The sequence below is a fragment of the Sphingomonas sp. genome (assembly GCF_035758555.1).
Lineage (GTDB): Bacteria > Pseudomonadota > Alphaproteobacteria > Sphingomonadales > Sphingomonadaceae > Sphingomonas_B.
Window position 1 is genome coordinate 40,647 of the sequence record NZ_DASTXI010000060.1, and the last position, 18,952, is coordinate 59,598.

General features: G+C 68.7%; 13 protein-coding genes and 1 tRNA gene. 8 read left to right on the top strand and 6 right to left on the bottom strand.

Annotated elements, in window-relative coordinates:
* Positions 1–33: 33 nt before the first annotated feature.
* The 3 genes from VFT73_RS03520 to VFT73_RS03530 all read right to left on the bottom strand — a co-directional run bounded on the left by VFT73_RS03520 (position 34) and on the right by VFT73_RS03530 (position 6,914).
* The gene (locus tag VFT73_RS03520; RefSeq protein ID WP_326408764.1) at positions 34–4,680 is read right to left on the bottom strand and encodes an NAD-glutamate dehydrogenase; all 4,647 of its coding nucleotides are present in this window, start codon (positions 4,678–4,680) and stop codon (positions 34–36) included.
* 88 nt (positions 4,681–4,768) lie between these two features.
* Positions 4,769–5,986, bottom strand: coding sequence for a hypothetical protein (locus VFT73_RS03525; RefSeq protein WP_326408766.1), 1,218 nt, complete (start codon positions 5,984–5,986; stop codon positions 4,769–4,771).
* 58 nt (positions 5,987–6,044) lie between these two features.
* Positions 6,045–6,914: an oxygenase MpaB family protein gene (locus VFT73_RS03530; protein WP_326408767.1), complete on the bottom strand. Its 870-nt coding sequence runs from the start codon at positions 6,912–6,914 to the stop codon at positions 6,045–6,047.
* Between the two features lie 72 nt (positions 6,915–6,986).
* On the opposite strand from VFT73_RS03530, the gene VFT73_RS03535 reads away from it, so the two are divergent.
* Positions 6,987–7,062 (top strand) — tRNA-Thr (locus VFT73_RS03535).
* 47 nt (positions 7,063–7,109) lie between these two features.
* Here the strand turns inward: VFT73_RS03535 and VFT73_RS03540 are convergent.
* Complete coding sequence (locus tag VFT73_RS03540) at positions 7,110–7,967, bottom strand: N-acetylmuramic acid 6-phosphate etherase (RefSeq protein WP_326408768.1); 858 nt, start codon at positions 7,965–7,967, stop codon at positions 7,110–7,112.
* A 104-nt stretch (positions 7,968–8,071) separates the two neighbouring features.
* On the opposite strand from VFT73_RS03540, the gene VFT73_RS03545 reads away from it, so the two are divergent.
* From VFT73_RS03545 to dacB, 7 genes are all read left to right on the top strand, one after another.
* Positions 8,072–8,950 (top strand): BadF/BadG/BcrA/BcrD ATPase family protein, encoded by an 879-nt coding sequence (locus VFT73_RS03545; RefSeq protein ID WP_326408769.1) that lies wholly within the window; start codon positions 8,072–8,074, stop codon positions 8,948–8,950.
* Positions 8,951–8,993: 43 nt separating this feature from the next.
* Positions 8,994–9,878 carry a LysR family transcriptional regulator gene (locus VFT73_RS03550; RefSeq protein WP_326408770.1) on the top strand — a complete coding sequence of 295 codons (885 nt, stop codon included), beginning with the start codon at positions 8,994–8,996 and terminating at the stop codon, positions 9,876–9,878.
* Positions 9,879–9,947: 69 nt separating this feature from the next.
* Positions 9,948–10,982, top strand: coding sequence for an N-acetyltransferase DgcN (dgcN, locus tag VFT73_RS03555; RefSeq protein ID WP_326408771.1), 1,035 nt, complete (start codon positions 9,948–9,950; stop codon positions 10,980–10,982).
* Positions 10,940–11,929, top strand: a complete 990-nt coding sequence (gene dgcA / locus VFT73_RS03560) for an N-acetyl-D-Glu racemase DgcA (RefSeq protein WP_326408773.1) — start codon at positions 10,940–10,942, stop codon at positions 11,927–11,929. Before dgcN ends, dgcA begins: the two co-directional genes overlap by 43 nt.
* Positions 11,926–13,476, top strand: a complete 1,551-nt coding sequence (locus VFT73_RS03565) for an N-acyl-D-amino-acid deacylase family protein (RefSeq protein WP_326408775.1) — start codon at positions 11,926–11,928, stop codon at positions 13,474–13,476. The genes dgcA and VFT73_RS03565 overlap by 4 nt, the downstream gene beginning before the upstream one ends.
* Positions 13,476–14,726, top strand: coding sequence for a dicarboxylate/amino acid:cation symporter (locus VFT73_RS03570; protein ID WP_326408776.1), 1,251 nt, complete (start codon positions 13,476–13,478; stop codon positions 14,724–14,726). Before VFT73_RS03565 ends, VFT73_RS03570 begins: the two co-directional genes overlap by 1 nt.
* A gap of 14 nt (positions 14,727–14,740) precedes the next feature.
* Positions 14,741–16,204, top strand: coding sequence for a D-alanyl-D-alanine carboxypeptidase/D-alanyl-D-alanine endopeptidase (gene dacB, locus VFT73_RS03575; protein WP_326408777.1), 1,464 nt, complete (start codon positions 14,741–14,743; stop codon positions 16,202–16,204).
* A 72-nt stretch (positions 16,205–16,276) separates the two neighbouring features.
* Here the strand turns inward: dacB and VFT73_RS03580 are convergent, their stop codons facing one another.
* Entirely contained in the window at positions 16,277–17,308 is a 1,032-nt protein-coding gene (locus VFT73_RS03580) for a serine hydrolase (protein ID WP_326408779.1), read from the bottom strand.
* Positions 17,305–18,873, bottom strand: coding sequence for a permease (locus VFT73_RS03585; RefSeq protein ID WP_326408780.1), 1,569 nt, complete (start codon positions 18,871–18,873; stop codon positions 17,305–17,307). The genes VFT73_RS03580 and VFT73_RS03585 overlap by 4 nt, the downstream gene beginning before the upstream one ends.
* Positions 18,874–18,952 lie beyond the last annotated feature (79 nt).

An 18,952-nucleotide genomic window follows, 5' to 3' on the forward strand; every position in this document is an offset into this window, starting at 1 on the left:
GAAAAGCCCTCCCCACGAGGGGGAGGGCTGAAATCATCGTCCCAGCAACACTCGGGCCTGGCCTGCGATCTGAGCCAGCATCGCCGCATTCGGCGATGTCGTCGCGCGGGCGCGATGGATCAGGTCGCGGAATTGGGCGACCCGGCCGGACTGCCGGGCGAGCCAGTCCTGCGTGAAGCCTTGCGGGTTCTCAGCACCGGCGCGGGCGAGGAAATCCAGCCGCATCTGCTGGAAGTCGCGGGCAAGGCCGGCGGCCAGCAGCCGTTCCCACGGATCGCTGGGGCTGAGCCGGTTCGCGGTCGCCTGCGCCCAGTCGAGCCCCAATGCTTCGCCGAGGCTGGTGAAGGCGCGCGTCAGCACGACTTCGTCGGTGTTGGTCTCGACGCCCAGCGTGGCGAGGCCGACCGCGCCGTCCATCTCGTAGAGCCGCACGACGCGGCGCACCAATTCCTCCGGCGCGCCGGCGGTGACCAGCCGGTCGGTGAGTGCCGCGGACGAGGCCTGCGCCTCTTCCTCGAGCAATCCTTCGAGGTTGGCGTCGAGCCGCTCGATGCCGGACCCGAGCCGCGCCACCAGATCGCCGGGCTGCGTGCCCGGATCGGCCGAGCGGAGGAGGTCGGCCATCTGCGCGCGCACGCCGAGCGCCAGCGCATCGAGCAAGGTGATGCGCGCAGCCTCCGTCATCGGCGCGACGTCGATCGCTTCCCATAGATCGCGCAGGCTGTAGAGCCGCTCGGCAGCGACAAAGGCCGCCGCGAGGTCGCCCAGCGCCGCACCTTCCTCCTCGGCTAGCTCGAACGGATGGATCACGCCCAGCCGGTTGACGAGGCGGTTGGCGATCTTTGTGGCGAGGATCTCGTTGCGGAGTTGGTGCTGCTCGATCGCAGTGGCGAAGCCCTCCCGCATTTCCGGCGGGAAAGCAGCGAGCAGGGCAGGCACCAGGCTGGGATCGTCGCCCAGCCGCGCGGCCTCGATCGCGTCCTGCAGCGACAGCTTGGCCGTCGAGATCAGCACCGCGAGTTCGGGCCGGGTCAGCCCGCGATTCTCCTGCGCACGGCGCAGCAGCTCGTCGTTGGCGGCCAGCCCTTCGACCGCGCGGTCGAGCCGGCCTGCGGCTTCGAACGTCTCGATCAGTCGGACATAGGCGGGCAGTTCCTCGACCGCGCCGGCCTCTGCGATCGAGAGCGCCAGCGTCTGGTGCCGATTGTCGTCGAGTACCAGTTCGGCGACGTCGCCGGTCATCCGGGCGAGCAGCGCGTTGCGATCCTCGAACGCGAGCCGGCCCTCGTTCATCTCGCGGTTCAACGCGATCTTGATGTTGACCTCATTGTCCGAGCAGTCGACGCCGGCCGAGTTGTCGATGAAGTCGGTGTTGATCCGCCCGCCATGCGACGCGTAGCCAATGCGTCCGGCCTGGGTGACGCCCAGGTTCGCCCCTTCGCCGATCACCCGCGCTCGGATATCCTCGCCGTTGACGCGGAGAGCGTCGTTGGCGGCATCGCCCACCTCCTGGTTGGATTCAGCGCGCGCCTTCACATAGGTGCCGATGCCGCCGAACCAGATCAGGTCGACCGGGCTCTTCAGGATCGCAGAGATCAGCGCCGCAGGCTCCAGCTCGGCGGTGCTGATGCCCAATGCTTCCTGCGCCTCCGGCGAAAGCTTGATCGTCTTGGCGGTGCGCGGGAACACGCCGCCGCCTTCCGATATCAGCTTTTCGTCATAATCCGCCCAGCTGGAGCGGGGCAGGTTGAACAGACGGTTCCGCTCGTCCCAGCTCTTTGCCGGATCGGGGGCGGGATCGATGAAGATGTGGCGATGGTCGAACGCGGCGACCAGCTTGATCGCCTTCGACAGCAGCATGCCGTTGCCGAACACGTCGCCCGACATGTCGCCGCAACCGACGACGCGGACGGACTCCGTCTGCACGTCGATGCCCATTTCGGCGAAGTGGCGCTGGACCGAGACCCAGCCGCCGCGGGCGGTGATGCCCATCGCCTTGTGGTCATAGCCATGGCTGCCGCCCGACGCGAACGCGTCGCCGAGCCAGAAATTGCGCTCCAGCGCGATCGCGTTGGCAACGTCGGAAAAGGTCGCGGTGCCCTTGTCCGCTGCCACGACGAAATATGGGTCGTCGCCGTCGCGCGACACGACGCGATCCGGATGCACGACCTGGCCTGCGACGATATTGTCGGTGACGGACAGCAAGGATCGGATGAAGATGCGGTAGGATTCCTTGCCTTCCGCCAGCCAGGCGTCGCGGTTCTGCGGGTTCGGCAGCTGCTTGGGAAAAAAGCCGCCCTTCGCGCCGGTTGGCACGATCACCGCATTCTTCACCCGCTGCGCCTTCATCAGGCCCAGAATCTCGGTGCGGAAATCGTCGCGCCGGTCGGACCAGCGCAGGCCGCCCCGCGCGACCGGGCCGGCCCGCAGGTGAATGCCTTCGACGCGGGGGCTGTACACCCAGATCTCGCGCCACGGCACCGGCGCCGGCAGTCCTGGCACCTGGTGGCTGTCGAGCTTGAACGCCAGCGCCTCGGTGGCGGCGGGCGAGTAGGCGTTGGTGCGGAGCGTCGCCGAGACGACGCCGCGGATCATCCGGAGGATGCGGTCGTCGTCGGCCGCCTGCACGCCGGCCAGCCCGGTTTCGATGCAGGCGAGTGCCGCATCGGCGGCGCCTTCGAAGCAATTGTCCGGATTGTGACGCGCATCGAACAGGTCGATGATGCCGCGGGCGACGGCCGGCGCGCGGCGCAGCGCATCGACAACGGTCTGGAGGCCGTAGGACAGGCCGGTCTGCCGCAGATAGCGGAACCAGGCGCGGAACAGCACCGCCTCGTGCGGCAGCATCGAGTTGGTGACGACCAGCCGGTTGAACTGGTCGTTTTCCGCCGCGCCCGACAACACGGCGGCGATCGCCGGCTCGATCACATCCGCGCGGGCAAGCAGCGTGTCGGCGACCTGGCCGTCGTCCAGCTCCAGCAGGAAATCGGAAATGTCGCCCAGTCCGTCGTCGAGCGTCGCGGGCACTTCCTCCATGACGCGGAACCCGAAATTCTCGAGCGCCGGCACCGCCGAGGACAGCGGCACCATGCCGCCGAGATTGAAGATCTTCAGCCGCAGCTGGCGGGGGCCGTCGCGGTCGAGCCGGTGCAGGCGGACCGCGCGCGTGCCGGGTTCCTCCAGCTCGGCCAGCCGCAGCACGTCCAGCGCCGCTTCGCCGGGCGTGTAGCGACCGCGGTAATAGACCGGGAAATTATTGGCGTATTTCAGGCGCAGGCGTGCAGCGCGGCCGCTATCCACATGTTCGGCAAGCGTCGCCTCGATCGCAGGCGCCCAGCCGCGCACCATCTCCCCGATCCGGCGATCGAGCGCGTCGGTGTCAGGCACATGGCCTTCGCGAATGTCCAGCGTGTAGCGGATCAGGGCAAGGTCGCCGCTTTCCAGCGCCACCGCCCAGTTCAGGATTTTGGCATCGGCCGATTCGGCCAGCATGCGGCCGATCATCACGCGCCGCGCCGTCGTCAGCTCTTCGCGCGGCAGCCACACGAACGCGAAGACGTGGCGGTCCAGCGCGCCGGAGACAGTCACCAGTTTCGGCCGGGGACGGTCGGACAGCGACATGAAAGTCAGCGCCAGCCGCTCCAGATCGGCCGGCGTGAAGGCGATCAGCAGGTCGTGCGGCAGCGTTGCGATCGCGTGCGCCAACGCCTTGCCGGCATGGCCGGCCGGATCGAAGCCGTATTTCTCCTGCAGCGCAGCCAGCCGCGCGCGCAGGATCGGGATCTTGTTCGGCGGGGTTGCCAGCGCCGCGCTGGTCCACAGGCCGGCATGGATCGACAGCGCCTTGACCTTGCCGCCTTCGCGACGCGGCAGCAGGATCAGGTCGATCGGCGCGCGGCGATGGACCGTCGCGACCACGTTCGACTTGATCAGCAGCGGCGCTTCGCCGCCATTTTCGAACCAGTCGAACGCGCGCTTCACCGAACCGGCGGCAAGCAGATGCTCCCGCCGCCCGACGCTGGAAATGCCGAGCGCGTCCGACTTGCCATTGCTGCGGTCGCGCACTTCGTGACCGAGCTGGGTGAAATGATATTCCAGGAACCAGCGCAGCAGCGCCGCGCCTTCGCCATCGGGCAGGCGATCGGCATCGGCCTTCATCGCGCGCTGCATCATCGGCCAGTCGTTCACGGCGGCGCGGACGTCGGCCAGTACGGCCTCGATCTCGTCGCAAAGCGCGCGGCGCACACGGGCATCGGCGCGCTCGACCTCCAGATAGATCATCGATTCGCGCCGGGCGCCTTCCTCGCCGGGCGCCAGCGCGAGCAGCTTGCCGTCGGCATCGCGGCGGACGCGGACCACCGGGTGGAGCACGCGGTCGATCGACAGCTCGTGCGCAGTGACGGTGCCGGCAACCGAATCGACGAGAAAAGGCATATCGTCGTTGACGATGCCGAGCCGCATGAAGCGGCGGCCATGGCCCACCGATTCCATCCGGACCGACGGCGAGCCGGCCGCGCGCTGCGCCGCGGTCTCTGCCATGAACCGTGCGGCTTCGGCCAAGGCGTCGCCGTCGAAGCCGTCAAGCTCGCCGGGCAAGGCTCCCTTCACCAGGGCACCAGAAATGTCGCTGATAAGCTTTTGATCCGGCACGTCCTGCCGGTCGCGCGTGGCCGTCGCCATGAAACTCCGCCTGCGATGTGAACCCGTTCAACGGGCTAATGGCAGGCGCTATGCGCCGGGCGCAGAACTATCTCAACCCCGTAGCAGGTCAGGCCGCAGCCTTGCGCAGGGCCTTGTCGACCAGCGCCGCGTCGGTGACAGGCGCGAGGATGGCGAGCCGGCCGGCGCCGGTGCGGCGCGCGACCAGGATCACGAACTCGTCGCTGCCCGCTTCGAGCTCGACTTCGGCCTTTGCCGGCGCAGTGCGGAGAGCCGTGCGCGCCTGCTCGCCGCGATCCGCTTTCGGCGCGGAAGCACGGTGCGCGCGCTCGGCACGGACGACGGCCTTCAGGCCGCCCTCGAAGCCTTCGAGATATTCGGCGAGCGCGCCACTTGCGACGCCTTCGCGCCGGGCGAAGCTCAAAGCCGCCGCATATTCGGTGAGGCGCGTCTTGTCGTAATCGGCGCCGAACACGAGCTTGACGATCGGCGTCATCGGCGCGCGCGCCTGCACGCTCAGCCCTTCGTTTGTCAGCAGCTCGGCATAGGCCTCGGGCTGCTCGTCGGCGGCAAGTGCGAAATCATGGGCCCGGCCGATCGCTGCATACAGCGCTGCATGGGCGCGGCCTTCCGATTGGGAAGCGCCTTCGGCACTCAGACGCGCCGCGGCGAGCCAGTCGTGCAGCGAGTGAGCAGCGGAGTCTTGTTCCGGCTCCGCCTCGGCCTCCGGCCAGATCGGCGCCGGAGCGGGCGGGGCGGGGGCGGCGCCAAGCGCGCCCGCGACCTCGCGCTCGAGCTCGTCGCTCAGCGCATCGGACGCCGCGTGCTTCCAGTTGATGACGCCATAGACATAGTCGATCGTCTCGCCGTCCGACGAAAACGGCATCAGAATGCCACGATAGAGTGTCGGCAGGCCGCGATGGTTGGTGAACTCCGCCTCGAAGCCGATCGGCGCCCGGTTGGCGATGATCTGCATGCACGGATCGGTCAGCCGCGACACAAGCGAGCGTGCCGGCACGTCGGCCACGGTGCGAATGCCATAAAGCATGTCGCACTCTTCGCGAAGCGCGCGGCCGAGATAGGTGACGGTAGGATTGTCGAGCGAGCGGCTGAAATCGAGCAGCACGCTGTGCGGCCCGAAATCGGAAATGCTGGACGGATCGAGATCCTGAATCGACGGGCAGGCGCGGCCGTTCAGCAGCGATGTCCAATATTCATAGGCGCGGACGTGCATGCGACGTTCGCTGCCGCCAATGACCGGCGGCGGCCCGTCCCAGCCGAGATCGTCCTCGTCGTCGCTGCGGTTGAAGTCGTACGCGGTGTCCATAGCCGTGCCCCGTTTGCAGCATGGTGCCGCAAGCAAGGTTAACGGCGCGTAAAGAGCGCTATTGAAACGCCCAGCGCAGCGTACGCGCGATGCCGGTCGTGCCGGCGCGGACGAGGGGCGTCAGCGGGCCGGCGCCGGCAAGACCGTGCATCCGCCGCGCCCATTCGGGCAGCAGGTCCACCGCCGCCTGCATCGTGAGCCGATGCAGCGGCTCCGCGCTTGGCTTGTGGGCGCGCGATCCGAGCACCAGTCCGGCTACCTCGCGGGTGCGCGAATCGACCTTGAGCTCCAGGCGCATCGCCTCGATCAGCCGGCGCGCCTCTATCTGGCTGCGCGGCACCGGATCGGCGCCCAATGCCTCGCCGATTCGAGCCATTTCAGCGACGTAGCGGTCGCGATCGGCGACGCGCATCCGGGGCTCCGCATAACGGATCCAGCCGGCGAGGGAGCTGACCGTCTCCGTCACATGAACCCAGGCGAGCAGGCGCGGATCGTCGGCGCGATAGGGCGCGCCGTCGGGTAGCCTGCCGGAGACGCGGGCGTGGATCGCGCGGACGCGGGCGATCGCCGCTTCCGCCTCGTCGCGCCCGCCATAGCTTGTCAGCGCGATGAAGCGCGCGGTGCGGCGGAGCCGGCCGAGCATGTCCTCGCGGAAGTTGGAATGATCCCAGACACCGGCGAGCACGGCCGGGTGCAGCATCTGCAGCAACAGGCCCGAGACACCGCCGACCATCATCGCGGTCACGTCGCCATGCACGCGCCAGACGACCGATTCGGGGCCGAACAGCCCGTCCGGCCGGCGCGCGACCGGCTTCTGCCCCTTCGCGCGATCGTTGAAGATCGACACGACTTCCGATGCGATCCGCTTCTTCAGCACCCGCGCGAAGGGTAGGGCAGCAGCACCGGCATCGGGATAACGCGCGGACATGGTGGTAACATAAGCGCGAACCGCCGGCTTGCCAGCGCCGATTCGCACTGATAAGCGCCCGCCTCGCCCTTGGCCGCTTTAGCTCAGTTGGTAGAGCATCGCATTCGTAATGCGGGGGTCGCAGGTTCGAGTCCTGCAAGCGGCACCACCATTAACATAAAGATTGGACGCGCCGGGTCGGGCGGTGTCGCTCGGCTATGGGCGGAGCGCTTCGCGCAGATTGCCTTCGGTTTTTTCGATCGCTCGCTCGTCGATACCGAGCGCGATCAACACTGCACGCTTGATGCTGCCGGCTGAGGCCGCGAGCGCGGCTTGTGCCGTCGGCAGGTCTGATCCGCTGATCCGCGCCACGATCGTCGCCGCGCGCGCCTGGAGCTTCGCGTTGGACAGGCGCATGTCGACCATCAGTCCGGCGTGGATGCGGCCGAGCCGCAGCATGATCGCGGTGGAGAGGGTGTTCAGCGCGATTTTCTGCGCAGTCCCCGCTTTCATCCGTGTGGAACCGGCGACGACCTCCGGCCCGGTGAGCAGGGCGATCGGGTGATCGGATGCCGCCAGCAGCGGGGAGCCGGCGTTGCTGGCAAGGCCGATCGTCAGCGCGCCGGCCGCTCCGGCGGCGCGGACCGCGCCGAGCGTGAACGGCGTGCGGCCGCTGGCGGCCACGCCGATCACGACGTCCGCCGGCGTGGCGCCAGCCTCGCGGATCGCGGCCTCGCCCGCAGCCGCATCGTCCTCCGCTCCTTCGACGCTTTCCAGCAGCGCCCCCATGCCGCCGGCAAGCGCATAGACGGTGCGCTCCCAGTCATAGGTCGGGCCAAGCTCGACGCCGTCGAGCACGGCCAGCCGGCCTGACGTTCCCGCCCCGGCATAGATCAGCCGCCCGTTCTCGCGCAGCCGCAGCGCAGCGGCGTCGGCAGCCGCAGCAATCGCGTCGCTCGCGGCCTGCACCGCGGCGGCCGCGGCAAGCTGGCCCTCGAGCATTGCCGCAACCGCATCCCGCGTTGGCCAGAGATCGAGATCGGCATAGCGCGGGCTGATCGTTTCGGTCGACAAGGCGCACACTCCTGTTGCGGCCGACTCTATTCCGCAACGTCATAGGGGTGCCATATCTTCTTAGCATATGGTTCGTCAGATCGGCGTAATGTCCGGCCCCGACGATGGACTATTATCTGGGCATCGACGCCGGCGGCACGCACACGCGCGCTCGCCTGGTGACAGCGGACGGCATCGTGGTCGGTGCGGGCGAAGGCGGCCCCGCCAACACGCGCATCGGCCTGCCGGAGGCGCTCGACGCCGTCGCCGACGCCTATATGCAGGCGCTGCGGCAGGCTGGGCTGGGCGAAAGCGACTTCCCTCTGATCCGCGCCGGGCTAGGCATTGCGGGGCTCAATCGCCGCGGCGTGCTGCCGAGCCTGCAGGAGCATGACTTTCCGTTCCGCTCGATCGCGTTTGCCAGCGACGCTGCCATCGCCAATCTGGGCGCGCATGCGGGCGGCGACGGCGCGATCGTGATCGTCGGGACCGGCAGCATCGGCTTCGCGCGGGTGGGCGACCAGGTTCATACGATCGGGGGCTACGGCTTTCCGATTTCCGACGAGGGCAGCGGGGCCGATCTCGGGCTGCGGGCGATCCGGCAGTCCTTGTGGGCGCGCGACGGGCGGATTCCGCACAGTGCGATGACCGAGGCGGTGCTCGATCATTTCCACGGCAAGCCCAGCGAGATCGTCACCTGGACCGGTCGCGCAACGCCGGCAGACTATGCCGCCTTCGCGCCGCTGGTGATGGATTATGCGAGCGACGGCGATCCGGTGGCGGAAGCGATCGTGCAGGAAGCTGCGCTGAGGATCGACCGGCTGATCCGCGTCCTGCTCGATCGTGGGGCGCCGAGCTGCTGCCTGATGGGCGGCGTGGCCGCGCGCATGCGCGACTGGCTTGCGGCGAGCATTCGCGAGCGGCTGACCGAGCCGCTCGGTGATGCGCTGGATGGTGCGATCCTGCTCGCCCGGACGCGCGCGGTGGACAAGGAAGCGGCGTAGGCGGCTTCAACTTCGCCGGTCCAGCCTGTAAGCCTTGATCCAGATGAATCTGCGTCACATCGAAATCTTCCACGCCGTCTATGTGAACGGATCGGTCAGCGCCGCGGCGCGGGCGCTGAACGTCTCGCAGCCGTCCGTGTCGAAAATGCTGCGCCATGCCGAATCGCTGCTCGGCTTCAACCTGTTCCAGCGGACCAATGGCGGGCTCGTGCCGACCGAAGACGCGCATGTGCTGTTCGCCGACGTCAGCGAAATCCAGGACCGGGTCTATGCCCTGCGGGAAGCGGGACGGAACCTGAAGCGCGGCGTCGGCGGCGTGCTGCGCATCTCGGCGCTGCCGTCGCTCTCGCTGGGCGCGTTGCCGACTGCGGTGGCGCGCTTCATGCGCAATCACCAGAACGTGAAGTTCGACCTGCAGACCGTGCACCACGACGATCTGCTGAGGAAGCTCTACGAGCGCGAGACGGACGTGGCGATCGCCTATCAGGTGCCGCCGGCGACGCCGATCGGCAATCGCTGGCTGGGCGAGGGCGAGCTGGTCCTGCTGTACCGCGAGGAAGACCTGCCGGACGCGCCGCCGTCCGTGGAGCTCGACGTGTTGAGCGGAAAGCCGTTCATCAGCCTGGCGGCCAGCGGCCCGATCGGTGCGCTGTTCAGTCAGGAACTCCTCCGGCGCGAGCTCGAGCTGAACGAAGTCGTGTCGGCGCGCACCTTCTACATCGCCTGCGCACTGGTCCGGCAAGGGGTGGGCATGACGGTGGTGGACAATTTCACCGCCCAGGCCTCGCTGGTGCCGGGCCTGTCGATGCGCCCGTTGAAGCCGCGTCTCACTTTCGACATTCAGGCCATGTTCCTGACCAACCGGCCCCCCGGGGCGCTCGCCTGCGAATTCCTGAAGACCCTGGCCGCAGTCATCGACGATCTATAACGGCAGGCTATGCCGAGCGCCGCACTCGCTATGCGCGGCGCCGTGCGGGGCGGGATAGGCCTGCGCAGGATGATCCCAGGCCCTTTTCTCCTCTATCTTGGCCATAGCGACGACCCTGTCGCGATCAAGACGTCGCGCGGCCTGGCCGAGTTCCGACGGGAAGATTGCGTCGGCGAGTTCCGCCACGACGATTGCCCGCTGACGCTCGGCCTGCCGCGGATGGGCGTGGTGGAAGCGGCGATGGCGCGCGCGCGGACGCTGGTGCTGGGTATTGCCAGCGCGGGCGGACAGCTCGGGCCCGACCTGGTCGAGGACGCGGCAGCCGCGCTGGCCGCGGGAATGAATGTGGCTGCCGGGCTGCACGAGCGGCTGCGCAACGAGCCGCGGCTGGTTGCGATGGCGGCGGAACGCGGGCTGCAGCTGTTCGACGTGCGCGATCCGCCAGGCGACCTGAGCGTCGGCAAGGGCTATCCGCGGGCCGGCCGTCGGCTGCTGACCGTCGGCACCGATTGCTCGGTCGGCAAGATGTATTCGACGCTGGCGCTCACCCGGGCGCTGAAGACGCGGGGCGTTGCCGCCGATTTCCGCGCCACCGGCCAGACAGGCATCCTGATCGCGGGCGAAGGGATTCCGGTCGATGCGGTGGTTTCGGATTTCATCTCTGGCGCGATCGAGCAGCTGGCGCCGGCGCGCGACGACGGCGGCTGGGATCTGATCGAGGGGCAGGGATCGCTGTTCCACCCCTCCTTCGCCGGCGTCTCGCTGGGCCTGCTGCATGGCGCCCAGCCCGAGGCGCTGGTGCTGTGCGACGAGCCCGGCCGCGCGCATATGCGCGGCATTCCCGGCCGCCCGACGCCGGGCCTTGCCGAAACGCTGGAGCGCAACCTTGAGGCCGCGCGCGTGACGAGCCCCGGCGTTCGCGCCGTCGGCATCTGTCTCAATACGTCCGGCCTGGACCGGGATGAAGCGCTTCGCCTGTGCGCGCGGACAGAGGACGAACTTGGCCTTCCGTGCACCAACCCGGTCGCCTTCGGCGTCGAAGCCATTATCGACAGACTGCTATGCGTCGAACCCTCAGCGCCCGCCACGATCGCTTCGCGCTGACGCAGCCGTTCCGCATCTCGCGCGGGGTCAAGACCGTGGCGGATGTGGTGACGGTGGAGATCGGCGAAGGCGATGCGGTCGGGCGCGGCGAGGGGGTTCCCTATGCCCGATATGGCGAGAGCATCGACAGCGCCCTGGCGCAGATCGAGGCGGCGCGGAGCTTTATCGAGCAGGGCGGCGACCGGCGCGCACTGCTGGCGGAGCTTCCCGCCGGGGCCGCGCGCAACGCGATCGATTGCGCGCTGTGGGATCTGGAGGCGCGGCTGTCGGGTGTGAGCGTGGCGGCGGCGATCGGCGCGCCGGAGCCCGAGCGGCTGGCGAGCGCGCTGACGATCGTCATCGACACGCCGGACGCGATGGCGCGCGCCGCCGCGGCGGTTGCGCAGGCGCCCTTGCTGAAGGTGAAGGTCAATGCCGACGACCCCGCCGCGCAGATCTGCGCCGTGCGCGACGCCGCGCCGGCGGCTGCGCTGATCGTCGACCCGAACGAGAGCTGGGACCAGGCGCTGGTCGAGGCGATGCAGCCGGTGCTGAAGGCGGCGCATGTCGCTCTGCTGGAACAGCCGATCCCGGCAGACGCGGACGACTGGCTGGAAGGTTTCGAGCCCGCCGTGCCGATCTGCGCCGACGAGGCCGTGCATGTCGCGGCCGATCTGGCCCGGGTCGCCCGACGCTATCAGGTCGTCAACGTCAAGCTCGACAAGGCCGGCGGCCTGACGGCCGCGCTGGAGCTGGCCCATGCTGCGCGCTGGTCCGGGCTGGGGCTGATGACGGGGTGCATGGTCAGCTCTTCGCTGTCGATCGCGCCGGCGCTGCACGTTGCGCGCATGTCGGACTTCGTTGATCTCGACGGGCCGGTGTGGCTGAAGGAGGATTATCCGGGCGGTGTCCGGGATCAAGGGGGGCTGCTGGCCCTTCCGGAGAACGGCTTTTGGGGGACGGTGTGAACAAGCTGCGACTGGCGCTGCTCTGCGTGACTTCCGCATTCGGCATGGGTGCGGCGCCCGTGCCGCAGGCCGACCTGCTGATCCGGGGCGGCACCGTCTATCCCGGATCCGGCGCGCCGTTCACCGGCGACGTGGCCGTGAAGGGTGATCGCATCGTCGCCGTCGGGCCGCACCTGACGCTCAGCGCGGCTCGTGTCATCGACGCCGGGGGCATGATCGTCGCGCCGGGGTTTATAGACCCGCACACGCATGTCGACGGGCATCTCGCTTCGAAGGATGCGCAGGAGCGGTTGGTGCCGGGCTTCCTGATGCAGGGCGTGACGACGGCCGTGATCGGCAGCGACGGCGGCGGCTCGTACGACATGGCCAAGGTGTTCGCGCACCAGCCGGTCGGCATCAATTACGCCGCCCATGTCGGTTTCGGCGCGGTGCGCAGGGCCGTCGTCGGCGAGGCGGATCGTGCCCCAACCGATGCCGAGCTCGCGCGGATGAAGGCGCTGGTCGCAGGCGCGATGTGCCAGGGCGCGATCGGCCTCTCGAGCGGGCTCTTCTATGCGCCGCAAAGCTTTGCGAAAACCGGGGAGGTTGCGGCGCTCGCCGCGGAGGCAGGCAAGCGCGGCGGCTTCTACGACAGCCATATCCGCGACGAATCGAGCTACAATATCGGCCTTGCCGCGGCGATCGGCGAGGCGATCGAGATTGGCCGCCTGGGCCATCTTCCGGCGCACATTTCGCACATCAAGGCGCTGGGCGTCGATGTGCACGGCCAGGCTCCGGCGATCATTGCCCGGATCGAGGCTGCCCGCCGCGCCGGACAGGACGTGACGGCCGACCAATATCCCTGGTCGGCGTCCGGTACGAGCCTTGCCGCTTCGCTGGTGCCGCGCTGGGCGCAGGACGGTGGGCGCAAGGCGTTGCTCGCCCGCTTCGACGATCCGGCGCTGAAGGAGCGGCTGCGCGCCGACATGAAGGAGAATCTGCGTCGGCGCGGCGGCGCGGAGTCGCTGCTGATCACCGAAGGCGAATTCCGCGGGCAGCGCCTCGACGCCATCGCGAAGGCGCAGGGCACCGACCCGGTCTCTGCCGCGATCGTTGTAATCCGCAAGCACGATCCTGCGGTCGCGTCGTTCAACCAGACCGAGGCCGATATCGAGGCCTTTATGCGCCAGCCCTGGGTCATGACCAGCTCCGACGCGTCCACCGGCCACCCACGCAGCTATGGCAGCTTCGCGCGCAAATATGCCCGCTACGTGGTCGAGCGGCACACGATCAGCCTGCGCGATTTCATCGATCGAAGCAGCACGCTGACCGCCGATACGCTGGGGCTGACGGAACGCGGCCGGCTGAAGCGCGGCGCTTTTGCCGACATCGTGGTATTCGACCCGAAGCACTATGCCGCCCTCGCGACCTATGAGGAGCCGACGCTGCTGGCTCAGGGCGTGCAGACGGTGGTCGTCAACGGCGTGCTGGCGGTCGACAAGGGCAAGCTGACCGGCGCCGCCGCCGGACGCGCGCTCAGGAAGACGCCGCGGCCGGGCAGCTGCTGATGGGGCTGTTCAGGGGCTGGCTCGCGATCCCGCTCTGGAAGCGCGTGTTGGGCGCGCTGCTGCTCGGGCTGGTGTTCGCGATCGTCTGGCCCGATGCGACCCCCGCGGTCGCGTTCCTCGGCGAACTGTTCGTCCGCGCGATCCGGATGCTGGTCGCGCCGATCGTGCTGGTGACGATCGCGGCGGGCATCACTGCGCTGGGCGATCCGAAGCGGATCGGCGGGCTGGGCGGTCGCACGATCGGCCTGTTTGCGCTCACCACCGCCATCGCCGTGTCGGTCGGCATGGCCGTCGCGACATTGATCCGGCCGGGCGAGGGCGCGCCGCTGGGCACTGCCGCGCCGCATGCGCTGGGGCCGGAAGTCACGCCTTATGACCAGCTGATCGGCATCGTTCCCCTCAATATCTTCGACGCGCTCGCCAGGGGCGACATGCTGGCGCTGATCTTCGTCGCGATCCTGACCGGCGTGGGCACGCTGGTGGCGGGCGAAGCGGGCAAGCCCTTCGCCGCGCTGCTCCAGTCCGCTTCGGCCGTGCTGCTGCGGATCGTCGGCATCGTGATGGAGGCGACGCCGTTCGGCGTGTTCGCGCTGATCGCAAACGCGGTGGCGGCGAACGGCGCGGCGGTGTTCGTCAATGTCGGCTGGCTGGCGGTTGCCGTGCTGATCGGATCGGCGGTGCAGATCGTTTTGGTGCACAGCCTGATGCTGCGGCTGCTCGCCCGGGTGCCGGTGCTGCCATTCTTCCGCGGCGTGATCGACGCGCTGGTCGTCGCCTTCTCGACCGCGTCCAGCTCGGCGACGCTGCCGGTCGCGATGCGGGTCGCCGAAAAGAATCTCGGGATCGCCCGCCCCGTCTATTCGACGACGCTGCCGCTGGGCGCGAGCATCGGCAAGGACGGAACCGCCATGTATGTCGGCCTGCTCAGCATGTTTGGCCTGCAGGCGTTCGGCGTCGAGCTGACGCCCGCCGTCTACGGGCTGGTGCTGCTGACCGGCGCCCTGGCTGCGTTCGGCACGGCGCCGGTCCCGTCGGCATCGCTGTTCATGCTGGCGGCGGTGCTCTCGGCGGTCGGCGTCGCGCCGGAGCAGACGGCGCTGCTGGTCGGCTTCGTGCTGCCGTTCGACCGCCTGCTCGACATGACCCGCACCGTGCCGAGCGCCAGCGCCAACCTGACGGTCGCGACGACGGTGGCGCGCTGGGAAGGGGAGCTGGACGAGACCGTCTATCGCGCGCGCGCGACCGCCTGAGGGAGTTTGGGGGCATGAAACAGACTTGCGTTCGCTTTGTCGCGCTGTTCGCCTTCGCACTTGGCTCTGCCCAGCCGGCCAACGCGAAGGAGCCGCTTCAGCAGCGCGTTGAGGCGGTGTTGGCGGAGGCGGGGCCGGGCACGCGCTTCGGACTGGTGGTGACGACGGCGGACGGGCGCGAGCTGGTCGCCGTTTCGCCGACCGACCGTTTCATTCCCGCTTCGAACACGAAGATGTTCCCGACCGCGGCGACGTTCGCGCTGGTGGCGGGACTTGACCAGCCGGACGCGAGCGGCGGCGCCGCGGTGCGGCTGGAAAAGAGCGGCCACGGCACGCCCGACGTGATTCTGACCGGCCATGGCGACGCACGCCTGTCGAGCGCGGACGACTGCACCGTCGATTGCCTGGCAACGCTGGCTGACGCGGTGGCGGCGAAAACGCGGCACGTGCGCGACGTCGTCGGCGACGACAGCCTGTTCCCGGACCAGCGTTGGAGCCCGGGGATGAGCTGGAACAACATCCCTTCGGCCTATGGCACGGCGATCTCGGCGCTGACGCTGGACGACAACGAGACGGCGCTGCGCGTCACGCCGACCGAAGTCGGGAAGCCGCCGCGCGTCGAGCTCTCGCGTTACTATGCGGTCGAAAACCGGGCAGTGACGGTCGCCGCGGGCAAGACCGAGCTGAATGTCCAGCGATTGCCCGGACAGCGGACGATCCTGCTGACCGGCGCCATCGCGGCGACCGACGAACCGGATGTCATCCGCCTTGGCATCGACGATCCGGCGCATCACGCGGCATGGCGGCTGAAAGCATTGCTGGAGGCGCGCGGCGTCAAGGTCTCGGGGGACGTCAAGGCGCGCCATCGCCCGTTCATGCCGGCCGATGACCCAAAGCTGCGCGGCGCGACGCCGCCGGTGCGCCCGCCCCAGCCCGAGGCACTGGCGCGCCTGGTGCCGCCACCGCTGATCGAGGACCTGACGCTGACCGCGAAGGTCAGCCAGAACCTGCATGCCGAGCTGTTTCTCCGCCGGCTGGGGCTGATCGAGGGCACCGGTTCGATCGAGGATGGCGAGGCCGTCATCAGGGCGATGCTCGCCGATGCCGGCGTGCCGCGCACCGGCTTCGACTTCTCTGACGGCTCGGGCATGTCGACCTACAACCGTCTCGCGCCGCGGGCGGTGGTGACCTTCCTGCGCTGGGTCGCGGCGCAGCCCTGGGGCGCGGCCTGGCGTGCGACATTGCCTGTCGGGGGAGTCGACGGCACGCTCCGCAATCGCTTCAAGGGCACCGAGCTCGAAGGGCGGCTGACCGCCAAGACCGGCACGCTGAACGCGACCAACGCGTTGTCGGGCTATATGATCGCCAAGAGCGGGCAAACGCTCACCTTCTCCGCGTTCGCGAACGATGTCCCTTCGGAAGCGAGCGCGCTGAAGGCGATGGATGCCGCTCTCGTCCTGATCGCGAACGAGAACTGAGCCTGAGCCGATCCCGCTCGTCCCGAGCGAAGTCGAGGGGCGCTGCTATGGCGTCCGAGTAGCGCTCCTCGACTACGCGCGGGACGAGCGAAGATGGGCCGGTTCTGAATCCCACGCCTCGATGACCGCGTCGCCGGTCGCGCGGCGGAGTTCCATGATGCCGCTGTCGCTGTGCCGGGTCGGGTGGACTCGGTTGGTGAGCAACGTCCACGCCAGCCCGCGCTCGAAATCGATCCAGAGCCCGGTGCCGGTGAAGCCGGTATGGCCGATCGTCTCGACCGAGCAAGCGTCGCCGCCCGGCCAGCCGTCGAAGCGCCGCTCCCACCCGCACGTCCGATGGCCGTGGACCGGCGTGCGGATCGCTTCCAGCATTGCAGGCGTAGCGCCGCTGCCGTCGAGCAGTCCCTGCGCGAAGTCGAGCACGCCGGCGACGGTGCCGAACAGCCCGGCATGGCCCGGTGCCCCGCCGAGCGCGAAGGCATTCTCGTCGTGAACCTCGCCTTTCATCACGCGCCCGCGCCACGCACATGCCTCGGTTGCGACTGCCGGGCCCGGCGGTGGGCCGTAGCTCAGGCCCGCACCCAGCGGCCAATCCGACAGCGGCTTGCCCGTGATCCGCTCGATCGCAATGCCGAGCAGGATGAAATTGATATCCGAGTAGACCGGCGGCCCGGCCCGCCATTCGCGCTGCAGCACGAAGGCGCGCAGCCGCGCCGGATCGTCGCCATAGGTGTAGATCGGCTCGACCGCGGGCAGATGGGTGCGGTGTGCGAGGCAATCGCGGAAAGCGAGCTTGCGTTCCGCCGCGCCCGCCAAATCATATTGGCGCAGGTCCGGAATCGCATCGGTCAGCGGCCGGTCGAGATCGATCAAGCCCTGATCCGCGAGGCTCAGGATCATCGTCGTGGTCGCGATCACCTTCGAGACCGATGCGAGGTCGAACCAGTGATTCTCGGTCAACGCCTCAAGCTCGGGCACCAGCGCCGCCATGCCGGCGAGACGCACGGCGCGACTCCCGTCCGCTGTGACGATCCCGAGCGTCGCGCCCGGAACGCGGCCCGACGCGATCGCTTCGGCCGCCGGTGCAAACGCCCGCTCTATCACGACGGGGAAGCCGGTCTGTCGTCGGGACGTGCCCTGGCCTTCACCACGATCGGTAGGAGCACGATCGACGCCAGACTCATTGCACCCGCCATCCAGAAGAAGCCGGCATAGCCGATCTGCTGCTGGATCGCCCCTGACGCGCCGGCAAGCAATCGCGGCAACAGGAAGGCGAAGCCAGACAGGAACGCATATTGCGGCCCCGGATATCTGGGGTTCACCAGCATCGACAGATAGACGACGAAGATCGCACCGGCGAAACCATGGCCGAACTGGTCGACCGCCATCGCGATATAAAGATCGAGATCGCCCGCGGTGACCGGCAGCGACCATCCGCCATAGCCGAGCGTGAACAGGAGCGGACCGCCCGGCTGCTGGTGGGCGAGCCACGCGAACACCCAGTTGCTCACTGCCGACATCGCAGCGCCGATCGCCAGGCTCCAGCCCAAAGGCCACCGCGCCGCCATCCACGCGCCGAGCGCGACGCCGGCCATGCTTGAGAGGAGCGCGACCGCGCCGTCGGCCATGCTGATCTGGACGAGGCCATAGCCGAGCGCATTGAACAGCGGATGCGAAAGGGTGAGCGCCATCACGTCGCCCATCCGGTAGATCGCAACGAAGGCCAGCACGGGCAGCACGATAAAACCGTAGCGCCAGAACACGTCGACATAGGGCCCGATCGCCGTCGACCGCCGGGCCGGAGCATCGGGCGGCATTGCCTTGATCCTGGGCAGCCAGAGCGCCAGCGCGATGAACGGCAGCAGGCAGATGACAAGCACGACCGGCGTGACGTTGGTCTTGCTGCTGATTCCCGCGGCGGCAGCCAGCCACAGCAGGATCCAGCCGATGGCAGCGGTGATTGCGGTGCTCACCGCCAGAATGATAGTGCCCCCGATCAGCCCGCTGCCGAGCGCAGCGCCACGCTCCCCGGCGCCGTTCGGATCGCGCCGCGTCAGCGCCAGGATCGGGAAGGGGATGAATGCCGCGAGCGCGATGATCAGATAAGCCCAGGTCCAGTCGACCTTGGCGGCGATGTAGATTGCGCCGCTGCCCGCCGCGACCATCGCGCTGCGATAGCCCCACAGATTGGCGGCGACGATCGGCCCCTGTTGCTCGCGCGTCGGCGCCAGCTCGATGCGCCACGCGTCGGCCGCGACCTCGAGCGTCGTCGTCCAGAAGGCGAGCAGAGTCGCGAACAGCGCCGTCACCGGCAGGCTGGCATCGGAAGAGGTCAGTCCCATCGCCGCCATCGAGACGAAGATGCCGAGCTGCGACAGCATGATCCACCCGCGCCGCTTGCCCCAGAAACGGTGGAAGCCGGGGGCGTCGAACGCGTCGAGCAGCGGCGCCCATGCGAATTTGAACGTGGGCAGCAGCGCCACCCACGCGAAATAGCCGATCGTGACGATGTCGATATTGTGCCGCGCAAGCCGCAGCAGCAGCACGGCGTTGAACATGTAGAAAGGCAGGCCGGCGCAGAAGCCGAGCAGCAGATATAGCGCGCTCAGCCCGATCCCTTGCCGGTGGGCTCCCGCCGGCGCCAGCAACGCGTCAGCCGCGCTCGACATGAGAAGGTCCCTCGATCACGCCGGCACGCTCGACGGGCGAGGGGTGTTCGTCAACGCCCTGATTGCACCGCGCCGGCAC